Origin of the sequence: Pseudomonas corrugata, from assembly GCF_001269905.1 — a bacterium.
GTDB classification, from domain to species: Bacteria; Pseudomonadota; Gammaproteobacteria; order Pseudomonadales; family Pseudomonadaceae; genus Aquipseudomonas; species Aquipseudomonas corrugata.
In genome coordinates this window covers 269,879-291,870 of record NZ_LHVK01000007.1, presented here as the reverse complement: position 1 = coordinate 291,870, position 21,992 = coordinate 269,879, and the positions used below count along the sequence as shown (strand labels likewise).

Below are 21,992 nucleotides of genomic sequence, written 5' to 3'. Positions count from 1 at the left end.
GAATTATCCTCGGATCGCCCAGAACGCCAGGTTCAGCCCTGGGAATTGGCCGGCGATGTGGAACGCAAAGCCGCCGGAGTTGCTCAGTTGCTGCCAGTGGTCGCTGCCCCGGTCCAGTTCGTAGTAAGTGGAACCGGCGTGGTACGGAAGCTGACGTGGCGCCACCGGCAACGGCAACAGGCCGATGCCCGGCAATTGCAGGTTGACCAGGTCGCGGATGTGCTCCACCGAGCCGACCTTGCTCTGCTGGCCAAAGCGGCTGCGCAGGGTTTCGGCGGGGACGTCGGCGCGCACCACCAGGATGAAGCTGGCGCTGTCGAGCAGGGTCTTGTCGGCCAGCATCGCGACGTGGATGCCATAGGCTTTTTCCACAATCGGAATCGGTGTGGCCTTGCTGTCGATCAACATCGACAAGGCCTCACGCAGCGCCTGCATCACCGGAGTGAAACTGAGCGCCAGGTCATCGTGCTGATAGGGCGGGAATTCCTGCGGTCGTCGCCCGGCCGCGGTGAACGTCGAGAACTCTCCGGCCAGCGTCACCAGCTCGCTGTAGAAGCGCTCGGGGTGCAGCGGGCTCAATTGGCCCAAGTGCTGGATCAACGGCTGGGCACGGTTGACCAGTTGCAGCAGCATGAAATCGGCGATCTCCGAAGCGCCACCGGCACCGGACGCCACGACCCGCCCGGCGAGGGCTTCGCCACGTTGATGGAGCAGGCCCAGCAGTTCGCTGCGAAACGCCGCCAGCGGCTTGGAGGCGACCACATCCAGCAGCGGCGGGATGTAGGTGTCGTCGAGCACCAGGGCGCGGTCGGCGCGCTTCTCCTTGATGCGCACCACGCCAACGGCGGCGTAGTCGTCGATGCCGTCCTGGATGGTCAACAGACGCAACGCCCGGGAGCCGAGGGCCACCGGCGCACGGTTTTCAAACGGTGCGTTGTCGTCGCGCACTTCACTGACCTGGCTGACGTAGCGCGCAGCGCCCAGTGCTTCACCTTCATCCACGGTGTCACGGGCACCGGCGCGCTTGAGCGGCAGGGCCAGGTAGACCAGGCCGTCGCGCAGGTTGTCGTCGATGTTCAGCGGGGTCGGCGCCACGTCATCCTGGGGAATGTTGAAAGGCGTGCCATCCGGCAACAGACCCCGCGCCGAAATGATCGCCAGCTTGCCCTGGGCCAGCAGGCCCTGGTCGATGAGCAGTTCGGAAAAGCCCCAGGCGCCGGCAGACAAGGGCCGGCTGCGTGCGTCGATGAGGTTTTCCAGGTAACGGTCGTGCTGTTGGAAGTGCTGCGTTCCGATGAACATGCCTTCCGACCAGACCACGCGATTGTTCCAGGACATGGGGGCTCCGATTGCTTATTGGGCAGGGCTGGATGGGGGAACGACGACGTCGCTGCGCACGGCGCGCACATCGAGGCTGATCTGGTATTCGGTGTACGCGCGGGGCGGGACATTCAATACCGTGCGCCACAACGATTGATCCAGTTCGCGGTAGCCCACCAGGATGCCGATGTGGCGGGTCGATGGGTCGAGGTCGCGTTGCAGGCTCAACTGCTGGCCGGGTTGGATCAGCACTTCATCCTGATCGATCAGATCGGCGCCCAGCGTCGCCTGGGCCCGTTCGGCCAGGGCGAAATAATCGGAACGGCCGAAGGTCGCCGCATTCTTCAGTTCGAAAATCCGCACCCGCACCGGGGCCGGATGGCCGGTGGCACCGGGATTGAGACCGTTGATGGCATGGAAGTGCAACTCGACGGCGGCGGTATCAGCCTCTTCAGACTGGGGATTGGCCCCATCCTTGGCGCACGCCGTCAACAGAAGCGCGCTGGCAACTGCGAGTAAAAACCTGGGAATCATCCTGCGTCCTCAATGACGTTTGAGCTATCCGTTGTTTGTCTTATGAAGGGACAGCGACGCTTAACGGCGTCGCTGCCGGGTACTGTGTTCTTCGTAGGCACGGCTGAATTCACGACCGAACAAGTCTTGGAAATCCTCCTGGGCTTCCCGGGAAATATTGCTGTAGAGCTCGGTAAATTGTTGCCAATACTGGGCCTGCCGCGAGCCGCTGAAAATCCCGGTCAGCCCACCAGGCTTGCCCATGCGCTCTTCCAGTTGCGCCGGTTCGAAGCGCGCCAGCAAATGTTTGATCGCCGCCTCTACACCGGCCATTACCGCCAGTTGGTGTGCCCGCAGATCGTCGAAGCTGTCCCGTACGGCCGCGTCCGGCGCCATGAACGCCTGGTTGCCATGGCGCAGCAGCAACAACAGGGCTTCGTCGACGTTGGGGGCGAATTTCAGCGGGTTGTTTTCCACCGGCTGGATCATCGTCTGCTGGATGCGGAACTCGCCCTTGAGACTGCTGCGGGCACGCAAGACGTCGATCAGACCTTCGACCATCAACCGATAGCTGCGCCCGATGCTTTCCATCTGCGCCTCGGCCTGGGCCTTGTCCAGGCGCAACTGATCCAGGCCGGCGCCGCGCAGGAAGGCTTGCAACAGGTCGGGTTGGGCTGTGTCGACCGGAACGGCCGGCGTAGCAGGCGCGACTGGCGGTTCGACACGGGCCACTGGCGGCTCGGGCAGCGGCGCAGGTTCGGTCGGTATGCGGATATCCGCCAGGTTGAACTCGGCGACACTCGTCTCAGGGGCGAAAATGTCTGGCACCGGGATCCCAGGTTCGGGTATCTGAGGCACGGCTACCGCGACCGGCTCAACCACCGGCCGTTGTGCAACCGGCGGCGGGGCGACGTTCATCGGGGCAACGGGCGCGGGTGCCGGTTTGTCGCTGAACAGGTCCCAATCCTCAGGGATCACCGAGGCAGAACTCATCGCCACCGGCTCGGCCGCAGGCGGCGGGCTGGGACGGGGAATCGGCGTCGGCGGACGGAAATCATGCTGCTGGGCCGGCACATGATCAGACTGGGTGGCCGGCGGCACGCTGGGCGGCGCGAGGAAATCGAACAGGTCCGGCATCGTGTCCATGGCTGACACGCCCTGGAACTGCGCCGGCGGGACCATGGGGATCGGCGCGGGGGTATTCACTGCGGCACCCTGGCGGCCCATCAGGGCTTCGAAGCTGCTGGGCGACTCGGCGAAAGGGTTGCTGTCGGTGACCGGCAGACTGAAGTCGACACGCGCCTGGATTTCGTAATCACCGATGCGGATGATTTCGCCATCCTGCAGGGGTTCACTGTTGCCTTTGCGCAGGCGAACACCGGCCTTGACCAATTCCACACCATTGGTGCTGTTATCGGTTAAATAATACCGGCCGTCTTTGTATTGAATAACGCAATGTTTACCGGACACCAAACGTTCAGGGTCCGGCAATACCCAGTCATTATCGGAACTACGGCCAATTGCCATCACTCCCTGATCCATGGACTTTTCAGAACACTGACCGGGGGTAATCTTGTGATAACTAGTGATAGTCAAACACAGCGGCATCTCGCCTCCTTGCCAAATACTTTCAAACATCTGTGCGCGCGGTAAGCCCCAGGCGGATATTCATCCTCGTGCCTCACCGGAGAACCTTGCCAACCACCGTGAAACGGCTTTTTGCCAGCATGATGGCTGATATTAACCGGCCTGCATGACAAAAAACCGCTCTCAGGACCTTCCTCGACCAGCCAGTCGCGCGGGTTGTTAAGCGCCTCACAACTGTAACAGAGTGGAAATAGCTTACCTTGACAAGCGATAAGTACTACACCAAAAATGCACAACTCCTTGAATATAAATGATGGCACTTTAAGATCATCACGCATCTAAGGGGCCATTACCGTCAAGGGAGATGCGAAGTTCCACCCGGAACTTGCATGTGAACTGCCCGACTTCATTGTTCCTCGGGCGATAGGGAGATCGATCCAAGTGGATGTGCCTTTGTTGCTCGCCGCCGTTTCCGCGAACTCGCCGTGTGGCGAAGACCTGGAATATGACGCGGATTTCCTGCGCCTGGAGCGTGATTCCCGAGGCCAGCCCGAGCGCAGCATGGGCGACTCGATATTGCCTGCCGAGCCCCCCGAGTGGCGCAGCATCCAGCAACAGAGCCTGGACCTGCTGCAACGCAGCAAAGACCTGCGCATCACTCATTTCCTGTTGCAGAGCTCCCTGGCCCTCGAAGGCCTTCCAGGCCTGGCCCGCGTCTTGACGCTGATCAGCGAATTGCTCAAGCAATACTGGGCCGACCTGCACCCGCGCCTGGATGCCGATGACGACAACGATCCCACCGTTCGCATCAACGCCCTTGCCGGCCTGACGTCCGATGTCACCATCCGCCTGCTGCGCGAGAGCATCCTGGCCCGCTCGCGCGCATTCGGCGCCGTCAGCCTGCGCGCCGCCGCCAACGCCAGCGGCCTGCAAATTTTTGCCGACGAAAGCCTTGGTGCCGAACAACTTGCCGGCGCGCTGCTCGACTGTGACCCCGAACAACTGGAAATCACCCGTGCGGCGCTGCTGGAAGCTCGCGCCGCCGCCGAGGCCATCGAACAACAGGTCAGCGATCAGGTCGGCTCAGCCCAGGGTGTGGACCTCGGCCCGCTGAAGCAGCCACTGAAGATGGCCTTGCAGATTCTCGGTCAGTTCGCGCCGCAGAGCGGCGACAGTCCCCTCCCGGACACGGTCGCCGATGACAACGGCGCATCGGCCGAGTACACCAGCGCGCCGAGCGCACCGCGCAACACCGGCGCGAACACGGTCAGCGGTGAAATCAACAACCGCGACGACGTGCTGCGCAGCCTGGACCGGATTCTCGCTTACTACACCCGTCACGAGCCCTCCAGCCCCCTGCCGGTGCTGTTGAATCGGGCCAAGAATCTGGTGCATGCCGACTTCGCGGCTATCGTGCGCAACCTGATTCCCGACGGCATGAGCCAATTTGAAAACCTGCGCGGCCCGGACAGCGAATAACAGCGAGCGGATCACGCAGTCACGTCACCGGCCCCACCGGATGACGCCAACACCGTCGCTCAAGCGACCAGGAGCAGCAACGTGGCGAAGCAAAGTTCTCAGAAATTCATCGCGCGCAACCGCGCGCCTCGAGTGCAGATCGAGTACGACGTCGAGCTCTACGGCGCCGAGAAAAAGGTCCAGTTGCCCTTCGTCATGGGGGTAATGGCTGACCTCGCCGGCAAGCCCGCCGAGCCTCTGGCACCCGTGGCCGACCGCAAATTCCTTGAAATCGATGTCGACAATTTCGACTCGCGCCTCAAGGCCATGCAACCGCGCGTAGCGTTCCATGTACCCAACGAACTGACCGGCGAAGGCAACCTGAGCCTGGACCTGACCTTCGAGAGCATGGACGACTTCAGCCCGGCAGCCGTGGCTCGCAAGGTCGACTCGCTGAACAAGTTGCTCGAAGCACGCACTCAACTGGCCAACCTGCTGACCTACATGGACGGCAAGACCGGCGCCGAAGAAATCATCATGAAGGCGATCAAGGACCCAGCGCTGTTGCAGGCCCTGGCGAGCGCGCCGAAGCCAGCACAGGATCAATGATCATGACCGACAATACCGTCCGCGAAGGCGCACAGAACCTGGGTGCGACTGAAGAAACCAGCGAGTTCGCGTCCCTGCTGCTGCAAGAGTTCAAGCCCAAGACCGAGCGTGCTCGCGAAGCGGTCGAGACCGCCGTGCGTACCTTGGCCGAACAGGCCCTGGCGCAGACTGACCTGGTGTCCAACGACGCCATCAAGTCGATCGAGTCGATCATCGCCGCCATCGATGCCAAGCTCACCGCCCAGGTCAACCAGGTCATCCATCACCCGGATTTCCAACAGCTGGAAAGCGCCTGGCGTGGCCTGCACTACCTGGTCAACAACACCGAGACCGATGAGCAACTGAAGATCCGTGTGCTCAACATCTCCAAGACCGACCTGCACAAGACCCTGAAGAAATTCAAGGGCACCGCGTGGGACCAGAGCCCACTCTTCAAGAAGATGTACGAAGAAGAATACGGCCAGTTCGGCGGCGAGCCTTACGGCTGCCTGGTAGGCGACTACTATTTCGACCAGTCGCCACCGGACGTGGAACTGTTGGGCGAACTGTCGAAAGTCTGCGCAGCGATGCACGCCCCGTTCATTTCCGCCGCCTCGCCAACCGTGATGGGCATGGGCTCCTGGCAGGAACTGTCGAACCCGCGCGACCTGACCAAGATTTTCACCACACCGGAATACGCCGGCTGGCGTTCGCTGCGTGAATCGGAAGACTCGCGCTACATCGGCCTGACCATGCCGCGCTTCCTGGCGCGTCTGCCATACGGCGCCAAGACCGATCCGGTGGAAGCCTTCGCCTTCGAAGAAAACACCGACGGCGCCGACAGCTCGAAATACACCTGGGCCAACGCCGCCTACGCGATGGCCGTGAACATCAACCGTTCGTTCAAACACTTCGGCTGGTGCTCGCGCATCCGCGGCGTGGAGTCCGGCGGTGAAGTGGAAAACCTGCCGGCCCACACGTTCCCGACCGATGACGGTGGCGTGGACATGAAGTGCCCGACCGAGATCGCCATTTCGGACCGCCGTGAAGCGGAACTGGCGAAGAACGGTTTCATGCCGCTGCTGCACAAGAAAAACACCGACTTCGCCGCGTTCATCGGCGCCCAGTCGCTGCAGAAACCGGCCGAATACGACGATCCGGACGCCACCGCCAACGCCAACCTGGCCGCACGCCTGCCGTACCTGTTCGCCACTTGCCGTTTCGCCCACTACCTGAAGTGCATCGTGCGCGACAAGATCGGTTCCTTCAAAGAGAAGGACGAGATGCAGCGCTGGTTGCAGGACTGGATCCTCAACTACGTCGACGGCGACCCGGCGCACTCCACCGAAACCACCAAGGCCCAGCACCCACTGGCTGCAGCCGAAGTGATCGTGGAAGAAGTCGAAGGCAACCCGGGGTATTACAACTCCAAGTTCTACCTGCGCCCGCACTACCAGCTCGAAGGGCTGACCGTGTCGCTGCGCCTGGTATCGAAGCTGCCTTCGGCCAAGGGCGCGTAATCCGACCCCTTGATGTGATCGTTCCCACGCTCGGCGTGGGAATGCCGCCCGGGACGCTCCGCGTCCCAGGAACGCAGAGCGTCCCAAGATGCGTTGCCACGCAGAGCGTGGGAACGATCAACACAACACAACGTGGTAGAAACCACACAGGGAGAAAACATGGCTGTTGATATTTTCATCAAGATCGGCGACATCAAGGGCGAGTCCATGGACAAGGCCCACAAGGACGAAATCGACGTCCTGAACTGGAGCTGGGGCATGTCCCAGTCCGGCAACATGCACATGGGCAGTGGCGGTGGCGCCGGCAAGGTGAACATCCAGGACTTGTCGCTGACCAAGTACGTCGACAAGGCTTCGCCGAACCTGATGATGCACTGCGCCAGCGGCAAGCACATCGACAAGGTCAAGCTGACCGTGCGCAAGGCCGGCGGTGAAAGCCAGGTCGAGTACATGATCATCAACCTGGAAGAAGTGCTGATCACCTCCCTGAGCACCGGCGGCTCGGGCAACGATGATCGCCTGACCGAAAACGTCACCCTGAACTTCGCCAAGGTGCTGGTGGACTACCAGCCTCAGAAAGCCGACGGCAGCAAGGAAGGCGGTCCGGTCAAGTTCGGCTGGAACGTGCGTCAGAACGTCAAGGTGTAATCGAACACGCCCCCGGTGCCACGCGCCGGGGGTGTTTGGTGCTAGCTCTAATCCAATCCTTTGCAGCGCGGTGTCTGAGTCATGGCCAAGCCTTCGTTTATCAATTTGTGGAAAGCCTACTCCGACCTGTTGGTTGCCCATCCTGACGCAAAACCCTGTGACGGTCCTTGGGCAAACCAATGCGCCATACGCATGAGCCTGACGCTCAATGCGGAGAAAACCATCAAGGTCAACAAATCCACCTACACCAAAGACCCCCTGTGCAAGCATGAACACGCCAGGGGGGCCGAGTCATTGGCCAATTGGTTGTGGAAACATTATCTGGGCCGTCCAACTATTCTCAGTAACAGCCCCGAAGACCGAAAGACATTGATGGGCAAGACCGGCCTGATTTTCTTCAAGGACTGCTTCCAGCAATCAGGAGAGACTGCCGAAGGTCGTAGCGGCGACCATATCGATCTATGGAATCGTGGCCTGACCCAAACCAGCGACCTTTTCTATCGATCCAAGAAAGTCTGGTTCTGGGAGCTCACTTAATGAACAAGGCCCTGTTCGCCCTATGCCTGACGACTAGCCTGACCAGCCTGAGCGCATGCGCCGAGCATGCCGGGACGCCGACGACCGAGGCGGTTTTCGAGGGCCAGCCACTCAGCCTGGTGGACGATCAGGGTCAATGCACGCTGGTCAAACCCGACCAGAGTCGCATGAAGCTGGACATGGAATGGCCGTGCGGCTTCAGCTTGGATAAACAGCAGAAATTGCGCGTGGAAATGTTCAACAACATCCCGATTTTTGCGGTCTGGCGCAGCGAACACATGCCCGCCCCCAGCCGCGATTGTCTGAGCAAAATGCAGGCTATTCGTCAGCTGCCGGAAGGTTTCGAGGCGGGAACGGTCAGCCTGTATGCAGCTTGCGGCGCCGGCGGAGACCAGAAAATGTACGTGGCACCCTTTACGTGGTAACCGAAATCGCCACCCGCGATCGCCTGCAACCCTCCCTGCTGGACCGGTTGACCGACGACGATCCGACCAATCCCAAGGAAAGCGCCGACAAACGCGTGCTGTCCCTGACCCAATTGAAAGCCTCGGTGCTGCGTGACCTGGCGTGGCTGCTCAACACCACCTCATTGCTCGACGCCGATGCCACGCTGCACACCCCGGCGGGTACCTCAGTGGTGAACTTCGGACTGCCGGCGCTGGCCGGCAACAGCGCATCGAACGTCGATCTTTCGGCGCTGGAAGCCCTGATCCACCAGGCCATCGCCACTTTCGAGCCACGCATCCTGCGCCACACCCTGCGTGTGCGGGCCCGGGCGACGGCCGAGATGAACCACAACGCCTTGAGTTTCGAGATCGAAGGCGACCTCTGGGCGCAGCCGGTGCCGTTGCGCCTGATGCTGCAAACCGACCTGGACCTGGAAACCGGCCATGTGCGAGTGGTCAACGCCGATCAGCGGAGACGCTCATGAACCCACGCTTGCTGGAGCTGTACAACCAGGAACTGCACCACGTGCGCGAAAGCGCAGCGGAGTTCGCCAAGGAATACCCCAAGATCGCCAGTCGGCTGACGTTGTCCGGCATGGACTGCGCCGACCCGTATGTCGAGCGGCTGCTGGAAGGTTTCGCCTACCTCACGGCACGGGTACAACTCAAACTCGACGCCGAGTACCCGACCTTCACCCACAACCTGCTGGAAATCGCCTACCCCCACTATCTGGCGCCAACACCGTCCATAACCGTGGTGCAGATGCAGGCCGACCCTGACGAAGGTTCGTTGAGCAGCGGTTTCGAGCTGCCCCGGGACAGCGTCCTGCGCGCCGCCCTGGGGCGTGAAACCCAGACCTGCTGTGAATACCGCACAGCCCACTCGGTGACCCTGTGGCCCTTGCAGGTCAGCCAGGCCGAGTACTTCGGCAACCCGTCCACGGTGCTCGGGCGACTGGCCGCCAGTGAGCCGAAAGCCAAGGCCGGCCTGCGCCTGACCTTGCGCACCGGTGCCGAATTGCCGTTCAACAGCCTGGCCCTGGATAATCTGCCGCTGTACCTCAGCGGTGCCGACGAACAACCGTTCCGCCTGTACGAACAGCTACTGGGCAGCGCCTGCGCGGTGTTCGCCCGCCAGCCCGGCGGCAATTGGGTCGAGCGGCTGCCCCAGGATGCGCTGCGCTCCCGTGGCTTCGATGACGTCGACGCTGCGCTGCCGGTGGTGCCGCGAGCGTTCCAGGGCTATCGCCTGTTGCAGGAGTACTTCGCCCTGCCCCAGCGCTTCCTGTTCGTCGACTTCACCCAACTGAGCCGGGCGGTCAAGCGTTGCGATGGCCAGGCGCTGGAGTTGATCGTGCTGTTCGACCGCCACGACCCGAGCCTGGAAGGCAGCGTCGGTGCCGCACAGTTCTTGCCGTTCTGCACCCCGGCCATCAATCTGTTCCCCAAACGCCTGGACCGCATCCACCTGTCGGACCGGGTCAACGAGCACCACGTGATCGCCGACCGCACCCGGCCGATGGATTTCGAAGTGCATTCGCTGACCGGCCTCACCGGCCATGGCACCGGGCCGGAGCAGCCGTTCCTGCCGTTCTATGCCGTGCGCGACCCGTCCCGTTATGGCCGCGACCAGGCCTATTACACGGTGCGCCGTGAGCCGCGGGTGTTGTCCAGCGATCAGCGACGCAACGGCCCGCGCTCGAGCTACATCGGCAGCGAAACCTTTGTCAGCCTGGTGGACAGTCACCAGGCGCCCTACCGCCATGACCTGCGCCAACTGGGCGTGACCGCGCTGTGCACCAACCGCGACCTGCCGTTGTTCATGAGCGTAGGCAGCGGCAAGACCGACTTCACCCTGGCCGACAGCGCACCGGTCGGCGCCGTGCGCTGCGTCGCCGGGCCGAGTCGCCCACGGGCCAGCCATGCCCACGACGCCAAGGCCTGGCGGCTGATCAGCCAGTTGTCGCTGAACTACCTGTCTCTGAGTGAGCAAGGCCAGGGCGCCGCCGCCCTGCGCGAACTGCTGCGCCTGTACGGCGACAGCAACGACGCAGCGCTGCAATTGCAGATCGAAGGCCTGCGGGACGTCAGCAGCAAGGCCTGCACCCGGCGCCTGCCGATGCCCGGTCCGATCGTGTTCGGTCGGGGCCTGGAGATCACCCTGGAATTCGACGAAAACGCGTTCCGCGGCACCGGGGTGTTTCTCCTCGGCGCGGTGTTCGAACGCTTCCTGGCACGCTACGTGTCGATCAACAGTTTTACCGAGACGGTGATCCGTACCACCGAACGCGGCGAGATCATGCGATGGAAAGCCAAGCCCGGACGTCGTCCGACCCTGTGAGTACCCTGGACGCGATGCACCAGGAGCCCTGGGAATACGACTTCTTCCAGGCGTTGCGGCGCATCGAGTGCGAAACCCCCGAGCTGCCGCGCCTGGGCCATTCGTTGCGCCTGGCCGATGACCCGCTGCGCCTCGGGCAACAGGCCGACTGCACCTTTGCCCCGGCCACCCTCGCCTCGGTGCAACCGGGTGTCGACGGTGCGCCGGCGCGGCTGGAGCAGTTCTTCTTCGGCCTCGGCGGCCCCAACGGCCCGATGCCGTTGCACATGACCGAGTACGTGCGCGAGCGCCAGCGCAACAACGCCGACAGCACCAGCAAGCGCTTTCTCGATGTGTTTCACCATCGCCTGCTCAGCCTGTTCTATCGGGCCTGGGCCGAAGCCCGGCCAACGGTCAGCCATGACCGCCCGGACGACGACTACTGGTCGGCGCGCCTGGCGGCGCTCAGCGGCCGGGGCATGCCGAGCCTGCTCAAGCAGGGGCTGATCCCCGACACGGCGAAACTGCATTACAGCGGTCACCTGGCGGCGCAAACCCGCTACCCGGACGGCTTGAAAGCCATCCTCAGCGAGTACTTCGGCCTGCCGGTAGAAATCGAAGAGTACGTCGGCCAATGGCTGGAGTTGCCGGAACGCAGCCGCGTCGGCGTCAGCGCCCATCAACTGGGCGTGGACTTCTGCCTGGGCCGCTACGTGTGGGATCGCCAGCACAAATTCCGCATCCGCCTCGGGCCGCTCAAGCTCGTCGACTACATGGGCATGCTGCCCGGTGGTGAACCGTTCAATGAGCTGGTGGCCTGGGTCGCCGAGTACCTGGGCCATGAATTGGACTGGGACCTGAACCTGGTTCTGGAGCAGTCCGAGGTGCCGGCGCTACAACTCAACGGCCGCTTCCGCCTGGGGTTCAACACCTGGCTGGGGCAGCCCGAAACCGATCCCAACGATCTAATACTGGCCCGGCATTACGCCGAACAGGCCAACACCTCACAGACCTCAAGGAGCCATGAGCATGGGTGAAATCAGTCGCGCCGCGTTGTTCGGCAAACTCAACAGCGTGGCCTACAAAGCCATCGAAGCCGCCACCGTGTTCTGCAAATTGCGCGGTAACCCCTATGTGGAACTGGCCCACTGGTTTCACCAATTGCTGCAACTGCAGGACTCGGACCTGCACCGCATCATCCGCCAGTTCAACGTCGAGCCGGCGCGCCTGGCCCGCGATCTGACCGACGCGTTGGACCGCCTGCCACGGGGCTCGACTTCGATCACCGACCTGTCCTCCCACGTCGAAGAGGCCGTGGAACGCGGCTGGGTCTACGGCAGCCTGATGTTCGGCGAAAGCCAGGTGCGTACCGGGTATCTGGTGCTGGGCATCCTCAAGACCCCAAGCCTGCGCCACGCATTGCTGGGGCTGTCGTCGGAGTTCGACAAGGTCAAGGCCGAAGCCCTGAGCGAGCGCTTTGACGAGTACGTCGGCGACTCCCCGGAGAACGCCCTGACCGCCAGCGACGGCTTTAACGCGGGCAGTGTGCCGGGCGAAGCCAGCGGTGCCATGGCTCCCAGTGCCATGGGCAAGCAGGAAGCCCTCAAGCGCTTTACCGTCGACCTCACTGAACAGGCCCGCAGCGGCAAGCTCGACCCGATCGTCGGCCGTGATGAAGAGATCCGCCAACTGGTGGACATCCTCATGCGCCGCCGGCAGAACAACCCGATCCTCACCGGTGAAGCCGGCGTGGGCAAGACCGCCGTGGTCGAAGGCTTCGCCTTGCGCATCGTTGCCGGTGATGTGCCGCCGTCCCTCAAGGACGTGGAACTGCGCAGCCTCGACGTCGGCCTGTTGCAGGCCGGCGCGAGCATGAAAGGTGAATTCGAACAGCGCCTGCGCCAGGTCATCGAAGACGTCCAGGCCTCGCCGAAACCGATCATCCTGTTCATCGACGAAGCCCACACCCTGGTGGGTGCCGGTGGCGCCGCCGGTACCGGTGACGCGGCCAACCTGCTCAAGCCAGCCCTGGCCCGCGGTACCCTGCGCACCGTAGCCGCCACGACCTGGGCCGAATACAAGAAGCACATCGAGAAGGACCCGGCCCTGACCCGGCGTTTCCAGGTGGTACAAGTGGCCGAGCCGTCGGAAGACAAGGCCCTGCTGATGATGCGCGGCGTGGCCTCGACCATGGAACAGCACCATCAGGTGCAGATCCTCGACGAAGCCCTGGAAGCCTCGGTCAAGCTGTCCCACCGCTACATCCCCGCGCGCCAGTTGCCGGACAAATCCGTGAGCCTGCTGGACACCGCCTGCGCGCGCGTCGCCATCAGCCTGCACGCCGTGCCGGCCGAGGTGGACGACAGCCGTCGGCGCATCGAAGCGCTGGAAACCGAACTGCAAATCATCGCTCGTGAGCACGCGATTGGCGTGGTCATCGGCACACGCCAGACTCAGACCGAAAGCCTGCTGAGCGCCGAACGCGAGCGCCTCGCCGAGCTGGAAAGCCGCTGGGCCGAAGAGAAAACCCTGGTGGACGAACTGCTCGCCACCCGCGCCACCCTGCGCGAGCGCGTCGGCGTGGTAGACAGCGAAGACGCCAGCGAAGCTTCCGACAACGAAAGTCACGCCCTGCGCGAAAAGCTGGTGGACCTGCAACAACGCCTGACCGCCCTGCAAGGCGAAACCCCGCTGATCCTGCCGACCGTGGATTACCAGGCCGTGGCCTCGGTGGTCGCCGATTGGACCGGTATCCCGGTGGGCCGCATGGCCCGCAACGAACTGGAGACCGTGCTCAACCTCGATCAGCACTTGAAAAAGCGCATCATCGGCCAGGACCATGCCCTGCAGATGATCGCCAAGCGCATCCAGACCTCCCGCGCCGGCCTCGACAACCCGAGCAAGCCGATTGGCGTGTTCATGCTTGCCGGTACCTCCGGCGTGGGCAAGACCGAAACCGCCCTGGCCCTGGCCGAAGCCATGTACGGTGGCGAGCAGAACGTCATCACCATCAACATGAGCGAGTTCCAGGAAGCCCATACCGTGTCCACCCTCAAGGGCGCGCCACCGGGCTACATCGGCTACGGCGAAGGCGGCGTGCTGACCGAGGCCGTGCGGCGCAAACCCTACAGCGTTGTGTTGCTGGACGAGGTGGAGAAAGCCCACCCGGACGTGCACGAGATCTTCTTCCAGGTGTTCGACAAAGGCGTGATGGAGGACGGTGAAGGCCGTGTGATCGACTTCAAGAACACCCTGATCCTGCTGACCACCAACGCCGGCACCGAACTGATCGCCGAGGTGTGCAAGAATCCGCGGGACGTGCCCGAACCCGAGGAAATCGCCAAGGCCCTGCGCCAGCCGCTGCTGGAAATCTTCCCGCCGGCCCTGCTCGGTCGCCTGGTGACGATCCCGTACTACCCGCTCAGCGACGAAATGCTCAAGGCCATCACCCGCCTGCAACTCAACCGCATCAAGAAGCGCGTGGAGAGCACCCACAAAGTCGCTTTCGACTACGACGACGCGGTGATCGACCTGATCGTCTCGCGCTGCACCGAAACCGAAAGCGGCGGCCGCATGATCGACACCATCCTGACCAACAGCCTGCTGCCGGACATGAGCCGCGAGTTCCTGACCCGCATGCTCGAAGGCAAGGCCATGGCCGGCGTGCGGATCAGCGCCGTGGATAATGAATTGCAGTACGATTTCAGCGACGCGGCCTGACCTGACAGGAACACAGAAAACCCTGTGGGAGCGAGCCTGCTCGCGATAGCGGAATTACATTCAACCTCGCGTTGACTGACCCACCGCCATCGCGAGCAGGCTCGCTCCCACAGTGGGTTGCGCTCCTTCAGCCAACACAACTTGCACGGGACACTCGATGTTATTCAACCAAGCCTCACGCCTGGCCAAGATCACCAGCCCCCTGGGACCCGAGGTGCTGCTGCTCAAGGACATGGGCGGCGGCGAAGAGCTGGGAAGGCTGTTCAACTATGAGTTGCAGCTGCACTCGCTGGACAACGCCATCGATCTCAATCAGGTGCTCGGCAAACCCATGTGCGTGAGCATGCAGCTGGACGGCGGTGGCGAGCGGCATTTCCACGGCATCGTGGCCCGCTTCAGCCAGAACGTCGACCAAGGCCAATTCGCCAGTTACCAGGCCACGCTGCGGCCCTGGCTGTGGCTGCTGACGCGCACCTCCGATTGCCGGATTTTCCAGAACCTGACCATCCCGCAGATCATCAAGCAGGTGTTCCGCGACCTGGGGTTCTCCGATTTCGAAGACGCCTTGAGCCGCCCCTACCGCGAGTGGGAATACTGCGTGCAGTATCGCGAGACCAGCTTCGATTTCGTCAGCCGCCTGATGGAACAGGAAGGGATCTACTATTTCTTCCGCCATGAACAGGGCCGCCACGTGCTGGTGCTGGCCGATGCCTACGGGGCGCACACCAGCGCCCCCGGCTACGCGTCGGTGCCCTACTACCCGAAGAACGAGCAGCAACGCGAGCGCGACCACATTCACGACTGGCATCTGGCCCAGGAAGTGCAGCCGGGCTCGCTGGAGCTCAACGACTATGACTTCCAGCGCCCCAGTGCGCGCATCGACGTGCGTTCGGCGATGCCCCGCCCCCATGCCGCCGGTGACTATCCGCTGTACGACTACCCCGGCACCTACGTGCAGAGCGAAGACGGCGAACACTACGCCCGCACCCGCATCGAAGCCTTGCAGACCCTACATGAACAGGTCGAGCTGGCCGGTAACGCGCGGGGCCTGGGCTCGGGTCATCTGTTCAGCCTGACTGGCTTCACTCGCCAGGATCAGAACCGCGAGTATCTAATCGTCGGCGCCCGCTACTACCTGTCCCAGGAAAGCGGCGAAACCAGCGGCGGCGCACCGTCGGCACAGTTCGAAAGCAGCCTGACCTGCATCGACGCCCAGCAGAGCTACCGCCCGCTGCCCCACACCCACCGGCCCATCGTCAAAGGCCCGCAGACCGCTCTGGTGGTCGGCCCCAAGGGCGAGGAAATCTGGACTGATCAGTTCGGCCGGGTGAAGGTGCACTTCTACTGGGACCGTCACGACCAGTCCAACGAAAACAGCTCGTGCTGGATCCGCGTGTCGCAGTCCTGGGCCGGCAAAAACTGGGGCTCGATGCAGATTCCGCGCATCGGCCAGGAAGTGATCGTCAGCTTCCTCGAAGGCGACCCGGACCGGCCGATCATCACCGGCCGCGTCTACAACGCCGAGCAGACGGTGCCTTACGACTTGCCCGACAACGCCACCCAGAGCGGCATGAAGAGCCGTTCGAGCAAGGGCGGCACGCCGGCGAACTTCAACGAAATTCGCATGGAGGACAAGAAAGGCGCCGAGCAGTTGTACATCCACGCCGAGCGCAACCAGGACATCGTGGTCGAGGTGGATGAAAGCCATTCGGTGGGTCACGACCGTAACAAGAGCATCGGCCATGACGAGACAGTGACCATCGGCAACAACCGCCTGCGCATCGTCAAACAGGAGGACATCCTGTCGGTGGGCCTGCGCAAGACCGACAGCATCAGCCAGAGCTACGTCATTGAAGTAGGCGAAAACCTGCGACTGGTGTGCGGCGAAAGCATTTTGGAGCTCAACGCCAGCGGCCAGATCAATCTGACCGGCGTGCAGATCAGCTTCTATGCCAAGGGCGATGCAGAGTTCAACACCGGCGGCGTCCTGCACCTGAACAATGGCGGCGGCCCTGGTGCCACCCCCGACGGCCAGGGCGTCAAGGCCAGCATCGACGCCAATGTCAAAGCCGCGTTCCCCAAGGGTTAATCCAGAGATTCAGGCGCCATGACTTACCGCATCAACGAATTCCAGCTCCAATTGCCGCCCAGCGAGTTGCTGGACGCGACGATCAATATCCTCAAGTTCCCCGAACTGGGCACGTCCTTGATCGTCAGTCGCAGCTTGCTGGCCGACGGCGAAACCCTGCAAAGCAACCTCGACGATCAGCTCAAGCGCCTGGAAAAACAGGTACAGGAACTGCGCTGCCAACCGGGCGCCACGGTACGCCTGGGCGCCAACCAGGAAGTCGAAGGCATCGAACTGCGCAGCCAGTTCAGCAAGGGCAACGAGAAAGTCTTCCAGTACCAGTTGGCCCTGGTGCTGCCCGGTACTCGCAAGATGTTTGCCCTGAGTTACGTCAAGGCCGAAAAACTCGGCGATGCCGAAGCCGCGCATTGGGCAACGATCAAGGGTTCGCTAGTGTTCGACGGGCCGGTCTGATGAGCGACTTGCATGTCTGACGCGCTCTGGGCTGCACGGCTGGGCGACGCGCTGGATCACACCTCGATGATGGCCGACATCCTCGGCGGGGTGCTGGAGGTGGCGGCCAACATCGCGATCACGGCCGTCGCCACCGCTGCCGTGGTCGCGGCCACCGGTATCACTGTCGCGACCGGCGGCCTGGGCTGCTTCCTGCTCGGCGCCGTGGTCGGTGCGGTCGTCGGCCTCGCCATGAGCAAGACCGGCGCCGACAAGGGCCTGAGCAATCTCTGCGAGGGCATCGGCAACGCCCTCTTTCCGCCCACGGTGCAGGCGAACATCCTCACCGGTTCCACCGACACCCTGACCAACAACATTCCCGCCGCCCGCGCCGCCGGGGCCATCGAGTCCCATGTCGCGCCGGCCGGCACCGAGCTGGAAGCGCCCGAACCCAGCTACCTGGACATGGCCGAAAGTTTCTTCTCGCAGATGTGGCGCCCCACCGTCGCCACGCCCGCCCCAGGCGCCGTGCCCAAGCCGCTGGACATGATCACCTGCCTGAAGCATCCGCCGATGCCGCCGCAGTTCCTGGCTGAAGGCTCGGATAAGGTCACCATCAACGGCCAGCCCGCCGTACGCAGCGGCGACCGCAGTACCTGCGAAGCCAAGGTAGTGTCGTCCGGACTGATTTCCCCGGACGTGACCATTGGCGGCGGCACCGTGGTGGTGCGCGAGATCCGCAGTGGCAAGACGCCGGGCGTGGGTTTGGCGGTGACCGCGTTGCTGATGCTCAAGGGCGGCAAGGGCAAGTTCCTGAGCAACCTGCCGTGCATGTTGATAGGCGGCGCGGCCTCGATGGCGGTCAGCAGCGCGATGGGCGCGGCGGCCAACGCGGCCATGGGCTCATCGAACCCGGTGCATGCGGCGACCGGCGCCAAAGTGTTGGGGGATGTCGAGGAACTGGACTTCGTCTTGCCCGGCATCCTGCCCATCGACTGGCAGCGTTTCTACAACAGCCGCGACGAACGCCGTGACGGCCTGTTCGGTGCCGGCTGGAGCGTCGCCTACGAAATACGCGTAGAGATCCTGCCCCATCCCGAGGGCGGCGAAACCCTGGTCTATACCGACGAACAGGGCCGGCGCATCGACATGGGCTCGATCCCCCTGGGCGGCGCGGTGTTCAGTGCCGGCGAAGGCCTCTCCGTGCGGCGCCATGCCAACGGGCAATTGCTGATCGAAAGCGCGGACGGCCTGTATCGTCTGTTCGAACCGGCACCGGGGAACGCGGCGTTGCTGCGCCTCAGCCAACTGGGCGACCGCAACGACAACCGTATCTACCTCGACTACGACGAAGCCGGACGCCTGGTGCGGCTGCGCGACACCTTCGATCAGGTTCAGGTCGAATTGGCCTACGACGAGCACCAGCCAAAACGGGTCAGCCGGATCGACCGCCTCTACCCTGACCAGCGCAACGAAGTGCTGATGCACTACGACTACGATGCCCAGGGAGAGCTGGCGCAGGTGCGCCAGTCCAACAGCCAGGTCAAACGTCGTTATGCCTACGACTTCGGGCAGCGGATGGTGGAGCATCAGTTGCCCACGGGGCTGCGGTGCTTCTACGAATGGGCGTTGGTCGAAGGCCTGGAATGGCGTGTGGTCCGCCATTGGACCGACGCCGGCGATACCTACACATTCGACTATGACCTGGCCGGCGGCATCACCCGCATCACCGACGGCTTGAATCGCGTCAGCACCCGGCGCTGGGATGCGCGCTACCAGATCACCGAAGCCATCGATGCACTGAATCGCACCTGGGCATTCGAGTGGAACGACGAAAGCCAGTTGCTGGGGGCGACTGACCCCAACGGTGGGCAGCATCAGTTCAGCTATGACGAAGCCGGCAATCTTTGCCAAACCCTCGACCCGCTCGGCCGCAGCGAGTCGACGCTGTGGCTCGAACACTGGGCCCTGCCTCTGGCCGAAACCGATGCCGCGGGCAATACCTGGCAGTACCGCTATGACGCGCGTGGCAATCGCATTCGCGAAACCGACCCGCTGGGCCACGTCACCCGCTATCGCCACGACGCCCACGGCCAAGTGGTGGAAGTCATCGATGCCAGCGGCAAAAGCAAGACCATGCGCTGGACGGCCCTGGGTCAACTCAGCGAACACACCGACTGCTCCGGCTACACCACCCGGTTGAGCTACGACGAGCGCGGTCTGTTACTCAGCAGTAGCGATGCGCTGGGGGAACGCACGCGCTTCAGTTACGACGACCAGGGCCGCTTGCTGAGCAAGCAGCTGCCGGACGGTCGCATCGAACACTATCAACGCGATGCCAGCGGCCAGTTGATCGGCTACAGCGATCCCGCCGGCCACACCACGTCTTTCCAACACACGCCGAGCGGTCAACTGCGCCTGCGCACCGATGCCCATGGCCGGCGGGTGGAGTTGAGCTACGACAGTTATGGGCGGCTTCTGGCCCTGACCAACGAGAACGGCGAAAGCTATCGGTTTGCCTGGGATGCGGGCGACCGCTTGAGCGCCCAGCACAGTCTGGATGGCAGCCTCAAGCGCTACGCCTACGATGCACTGGACAACGTCACTCGCGTGCAGGCCTTCGCCGTTCCCGGCAGCACCGACCTGGACCTCTCGCCGCAAGCGCCCGTCATCCATGAGCTGGAACGCGATGCCATGGGTCGGTTGGTCGCCAAGGTCACCGCCGATGGTCGAACCGAATACCGCTATGACGCCCTCGACCAGGTCAAGGCCATCACCTTCACCGGCCTGGCCGGCGAACAGCAAAGCATTGGCTTCAGCTACGACGCGCTTGGGCAACTGATCACCGAACAGGGCTGGACCGGTCGCCTCACGCATCGCTATGACGAACTGGGCAACCTCACCCAGACTCAGCTCCCCGATGGCCGCTGGCTGAACCGCCTGCACTACGGCAGCGGTCATTTGCATCAGATCAACCTCGACGGCCAGGTCATCAGTGACTTCGAGCGCGACCGCCTGCACCGCGAAGTGCTGCGCACCCAGGGCAGTCTCAGCACCCGTAGCGAATACGACCGCAGCGGCCGCCTGCGGGCCCGCCAGCGACGTCAACGGGACCAGTCGACCTTGTTGCCGCCAGCGGCACAGTCGTTGTTTGCCTACGACGGTAGCGATCAGCTGGTGGAGCGCTTCGACAACCAGCCCGAAGCGCCCCATCGTCAACTGCTGCACTACGACGCCACCGGCCGCATCCTCGCCAGCCAGGACAATCTCAAGGGGCAGCGTGAAGGTTTCGCCTACGACCCGGCCGCCAACCTGCTCGACGGACTGGTGGGCTCCGGCCACGTCACCCATAACCGCTTGCTGACCTATCAGGACAAGCGCTACCGCTACGACGGCTTCGGCCGCATGGTGGAAAAACGCAGCAGCCGACGCGGTGTCCAGCGCTTCAAGTACGACGCCGAACAGCGGTTGGTGGAGGTGCACAACGACAACGGCTCGGTCGTGAAGATGACCTACGACCCGCTGGGCCGACGCATCGAAAAAACCGAGTACGATCGCCATGCTACCCCGCTTGGTCGTACTCGCTTTACCTGGGATGCGCTGCAACTGTTGCAGGAACACCGCGACAGCCAGACCAGCCTCTACATCTATGCCGACGACGGCCACGAGCCTTTGGCGCGGGTCGATGGCCTTGGTGAGCAGCAGAAGGTCCGTTACTACCACAACGACTTCAACGGCCAGCCCGAACAACTTTCGGAAAGCGACGGCCATACGCTCTGGCGCGCCCATTACCAAGTGTGGGGCAACACCGCCGAAGAGCTGCGCGAACCGTATTACATCGAAGAGCAGAACCTGCGGTTCCAGGGCCAGTACCTGGACCGCGAAACCGGGCTGCACTACAACACCCTGCGCTTCTACGACCCGGACATAGGCCGTTTCACCACGCCGGACCCCATCGGCCTTGCCGGGGGGCTGAACCTCTACCAGTACGCACCGAACCCGGTGAGCTGGATCGACCCCCTGGGGCTGATGAAATGCACCACCCCGCCGAAGGGGCGCAAGGTCAATCGGACGGTCTATCGGTTCGAAGAGCCCGGACGGATCAGCACCACCTGGACCGCCCACAAGTGGAACGTTGCCGCCCGGCATCGTTATACCGCGCCGGGGCTTGGTGGCGTTTATGGCGCCAACTCGCGCAAGACCGCCATGGGCGAGGTCAATCACTGGGGCGTGGACCTGTCCACGCGGGTACTGGTGAGCAAGAAGGTGCAGCTCAACAACGTCCTCGATCTGACACGGGCCGATGTGCGCAAACAACTGGGCGTATCCCTTAAAAGCATCACCGGCAACAAATACACCCAGACCCACCAGATTGGCGCCTGGGCCAAAGCCAACGGTTATGATGGGATCCTGGCGCCGTCGGCGCGAAACCCGACCGGCAGCAACTTGATCTCCTTTGCAGGTTTTTGAAATGGGACTGGAAGACGAATACGTCGGCGACGCCGACTGGCAAACTTTCGTGCGCCTGTACGAAGAGGACTACCTCGACGACAACGCCCGCACGCTCGCCAAGGCCATGGACGACAACCTCGACATGGCCGTGGTGCTCTACGGAAAACGAGGGCTAAAGGAGGGCCTTTGGTGGCTGGAACAGGTCGTGCCGGCCTTGGGTAACAAACGCCCGGGCGATTGCCTCAAGAACCCAAAGCTGATCAGACGCCTGAGAATGGCCTTGATGAGCATGCCGTAATCCACAGCAATGCACCGTGAAGTGCTGTGCACCCAACCGCAGCGAATAAGAGCGCAGTCCCTGT

At 63.0% G+C, this 21,992-nt stretch carries 17 protein-coding genes; 14 read left to right on the top strand and 3 right to left on the bottom strand.

Going from position 1 to position 21,992, the window contains the following annotated elements:
• Positions 1 to 3: 3 nt before the first annotated feature.
• The 3 genes from tssK to tagH are packed head-to-tail and all read right to left on the bottom strand — an operon-like array spanning position 4 to position 3,441.
• Positions 4 to 1,338 (bottom strand): type VI secretion system baseplate subunit TssK, encoded by a 1,335-nt coding sequence (tssK, locus tag AD665_RS10950; protein WP_024776805.1) that lies wholly within the window; start codon positions 1,336 to 1,338, stop codon positions 4 to 6.
• Between the two features lie 15 nt (positions 1,339 to 1,353).
• The gene (gene tssJ, locus AD665_RS10945; protein WP_024776804.1) at positions 1,354 to 1,854 is read right to left on the bottom strand and encodes a type VI secretion system lipoprotein TssJ; all 501 of its coding nucleotides are present in this window, start codon (positions 1,852 to 1,854) and stop codon (positions 1,354 to 1,356) included.
• 60 nt (positions 1,855 to 1,914) lie between these two features.
• Entirely contained in the window at positions 1,915 to 3,441 is a 1,527-nt protein-coding gene (tagH, locus tag AD665_RS10940) for a type VI secretion system-associated FHA domain protein TagH (protein ID WP_053192076.1), read from the bottom strand.
• Between the two features lie 420 nt (positions 3,442 to 3,861).
• Between tagH and tssA the strand changes: the two genes are divergently transcribed.
• From tssA to AD665_RS10870, 14 genes are all read left to right on the top strand, one after another.
• Positions 3,862 to 4,899: a type VI secretion system protein TssA gene (gene tssA, locus AD665_RS10935; RefSeq protein ID WP_024776802.1), complete on the top strand. Its 1,038-nt coding sequence runs from the start codon at positions 3,862 to 3,864 to the stop codon at positions 4,897 to 4,899.
• A gap of 81 nt (positions 4,900 to 4,980) precedes the next feature.
• On the top strand, positions 4,981 to 5,487 hold the full coding sequence (gene tssB, locus AD665_RS10930) for a type VI secretion system contractile sheath small subunit (protein ID WP_003177230.1): 507 nt from the start codon (positions 4,981 to 4,983) through the stop codon (positions 5,485 to 5,487).
• Positions 5,488 to 5,489: 2 nt separating this feature from the next.
• The gene (gene tssC, locus AD665_RS10925; protein ID WP_024776801.1) at positions 5,490 to 6,986 is read left to right on the top strand and encodes a type VI secretion system contractile sheath large subunit; all 1,497 of its coding nucleotides are present in this window, start codon (positions 5,490 to 5,492) and stop codon (positions 6,984 to 6,986) included.
• 159 nt (positions 6,987 to 7,145) lie between these two features.
• The gene (locus tag AD665_RS10920; RefSeq protein WP_024776800.1) at positions 7,146 to 7,634 is read left to right on the top strand and encodes an Hcp family type VI secretion system effector; all 489 of its coding nucleotides are present in this window, start codon (positions 7,146 to 7,148) and stop codon (positions 7,632 to 7,634) included.
• Positions 7,635 to 7,715: 81 nt separating this feature from the next.
• Positions 7,716 to 8,171, top strand: a complete 456-nt coding sequence (locus AD665_RS10915) for a T6SS effector amidase Tae4 family protein (RefSeq protein WP_053192074.1) — start codon at positions 7,716 to 7,718, stop codon at positions 8,169 to 8,171.
• On the top strand, positions 8,171 to 8,596 hold the full coding sequence (locus AD665_RS10910; protein WP_053192073.1) for a hypothetical protein: 426 nt from the start codon (positions 8,171 to 8,173) through the stop codon (positions 8,594 to 8,596). Before AD665_RS10915 ends, AD665_RS10910 begins: the two co-directional genes overlap by 1 nt.
• Positions 8,590 to 9,102, top strand: coding sequence for a type VI secretion system baseplate subunit TssE (tssE, locus tag AD665_RS10905; protein WP_024776797.1), 513 nt, complete (start codon positions 8,590 to 8,592; stop codon positions 9,100 to 9,102). Before AD665_RS10910 ends, tssE begins: the two co-directional genes overlap by 7 nt.
• Positions 9,099 to 10,958: a type VI secretion system baseplate subunit TssF gene (gene tssF, locus AD665_RS10900; protein ID WP_053192071.1), complete on the top strand. Its 1,860-nt coding sequence runs from the start codon at positions 9,099 to 9,101 to the stop codon at positions 10,956 to 10,958. Before tssE ends, tssF begins: the two co-directional genes overlap by 4 nt.
• Positions 10,922 to 11,974: a type VI secretion system baseplate subunit TssG gene (tssG, locus tag AD665_RS10895; protein WP_024776795.1), complete on the top strand. Its 1,053-nt coding sequence runs from the start codon at positions 10,922 to 10,924 to the stop codon at positions 11,972 to 11,974. Before tssF ends, tssG begins: the two co-directional genes overlap by 37 nt.
• Positions 11,967 to 14,657 carry a type VI secretion system ATPase TssH gene (gene tssH, locus AD665_RS10890; protein ID WP_053192069.1) on the top strand — a complete coding sequence of 897 codons (2,691 nt, stop codon included), beginning with the start codon at positions 11,967 to 11,969 and terminating at the stop codon, positions 14,655 to 14,657. Before tssG ends, tssH begins: the two co-directional genes overlap by 8 nt.
• Before the next feature lie 157 nt (positions 14,658 to 14,814).
• Positions 14,815 to 16,746 carry a type VI secretion system Vgr family protein gene (locus AD665_RS10885; RefSeq protein ID WP_024776793.1) on the top strand — a complete coding sequence of 644 codons (1,932 nt, stop codon included), beginning with the start codon at positions 14,815 to 14,817 and terminating at the stop codon, positions 16,744 to 16,746.
• Positions 16,747 to 16,764: 18 nt separating this feature from the next.
• Positions 16,765 to 17,199: a DcrB-related protein gene (locus tag AD665_RS10880; RefSeq protein ID WP_024776792.1), complete on the top strand. Its 435-nt coding sequence runs from the start codon at positions 16,765 to 16,767 to the stop codon at positions 17,197 to 17,199.
• A gap of 12 nt (positions 17,200 to 17,211) precedes the next feature.
• Complete coding sequence (locus AD665_RS10875; RefSeq protein ID WP_053192067.1) at positions 17,212 to 21,648, top strand: RHS repeat-associated core domain-containing protein; 4,437 nt, start codon at positions 17,212 to 17,214, stop codon at positions 21,646 to 21,648.
• Between the two features lies 1 nt (position 21,649).
• Positions 21,650 to 21,928: a hypothetical protein gene (locus AD665_RS10870; RefSeq protein WP_024777886.1), complete on the top strand. Its 279-nt coding sequence runs from the start codon at positions 21,650 to 21,652 to the stop codon at positions 21,926 to 21,928.
• The last annotated feature ends 64 nt before the right edge of the window (positions 21,929 to 21,992 follow it).

Excerpts from the sequence above, each read along its gene's own strand:
- AD665_RS10880 (WP_024776792.1), top strand. The coding sequence starts at position 16,765 with ATGACTTACCGCATCAACGAATTCCAGCTCCAATTGCCGCCCAGCGAG.
- AD665_RS10885 (WP_024776793.1), top strand. The coding sequence starts at position 14,815 with ATGTTATTCAACCAAGCCTCACGCCTGGCCAAGATCACCAGCCCCCTG.
- tagH (WP_053192076.1), bottom strand. The coding sequence starts at position 3,441 with ATGCCGCTGTGTTTGACTATCACTAGTTATCACAAGATTACCCCCGGT.
- AD665_RS10910 (WP_053192073.1), top strand. The coding sequence starts at position 8,171 with ATGAACAAGGCCCTGTTCGCCCTATGCCTGACGACTAGCCTGACCAGC.
- AD665_RS10915 (WP_053192074.1), top strand. The coding sequence starts at position 7,716 with ATGGCCAAGCCTTCGTTTATCAATTTGTGGAAAGCCTACTCCGACCTG.
- tssJ (WP_024776804.1), bottom strand. The coding sequence starts at position 1,854 with ATGATTCCCAGGTTTTTACTCGCAGTTGCCAGCGCGCTTCTGTTGACG.
- AD665_RS10920 (WP_024776800.1), top strand. The coding sequence starts at position 7,146 with ATGGCTGTTGATATTTTCATCAAGATCGGCGACATCAAGGGCGAGTCC.
- AD665_RS10875 (WP_053192067.1), top strand. The coding sequence starts at position 17,212 with ATGTCTGACGCGCTCTGGGCTGCACGGCTGGGCGACGCGCTGGATCAC.
- tssG (WP_024776795.1), top strand. The coding sequence starts at position 10,922 with ATGGAAAGCCAAGCCCGGACGTCGTCCGACCCTGTGAGTACCCTGGAC.
- tssK (WP_024776805.1), bottom strand. The coding sequence starts at position 1,338 with ATGTCCTGGAACAATCGCGTGGTCTGGTCGGAAGGCATGTTCATCGGA.
- AD665_RS10870 (WP_024777886.1), top strand. The coding sequence starts at position 21,650 with ATGGGACTGGAAGACGAATACGTCGGCGACGCCGACTGGCAAACTTTC.
- tssC (WP_024776801.1), top strand. The coding sequence starts at position 5,490 with ATGACCGACAATACCGTCCGCGAAGGCGCACAGAACCTGGGTGCGACT.
- tssF (WP_053192071.1), top strand. The coding sequence starts at position 9,099 with ATGAACCCACGCTTGCTGGAGCTGTACAACCAGGAACTGCACCACGTG.
- tssH (WP_053192069.1), top strand. The coding sequence starts at position 11,967 with ATGGGTGAAATCAGTCGCGCCGCGTTGTTCGGCAAACTCAACAGCGTG.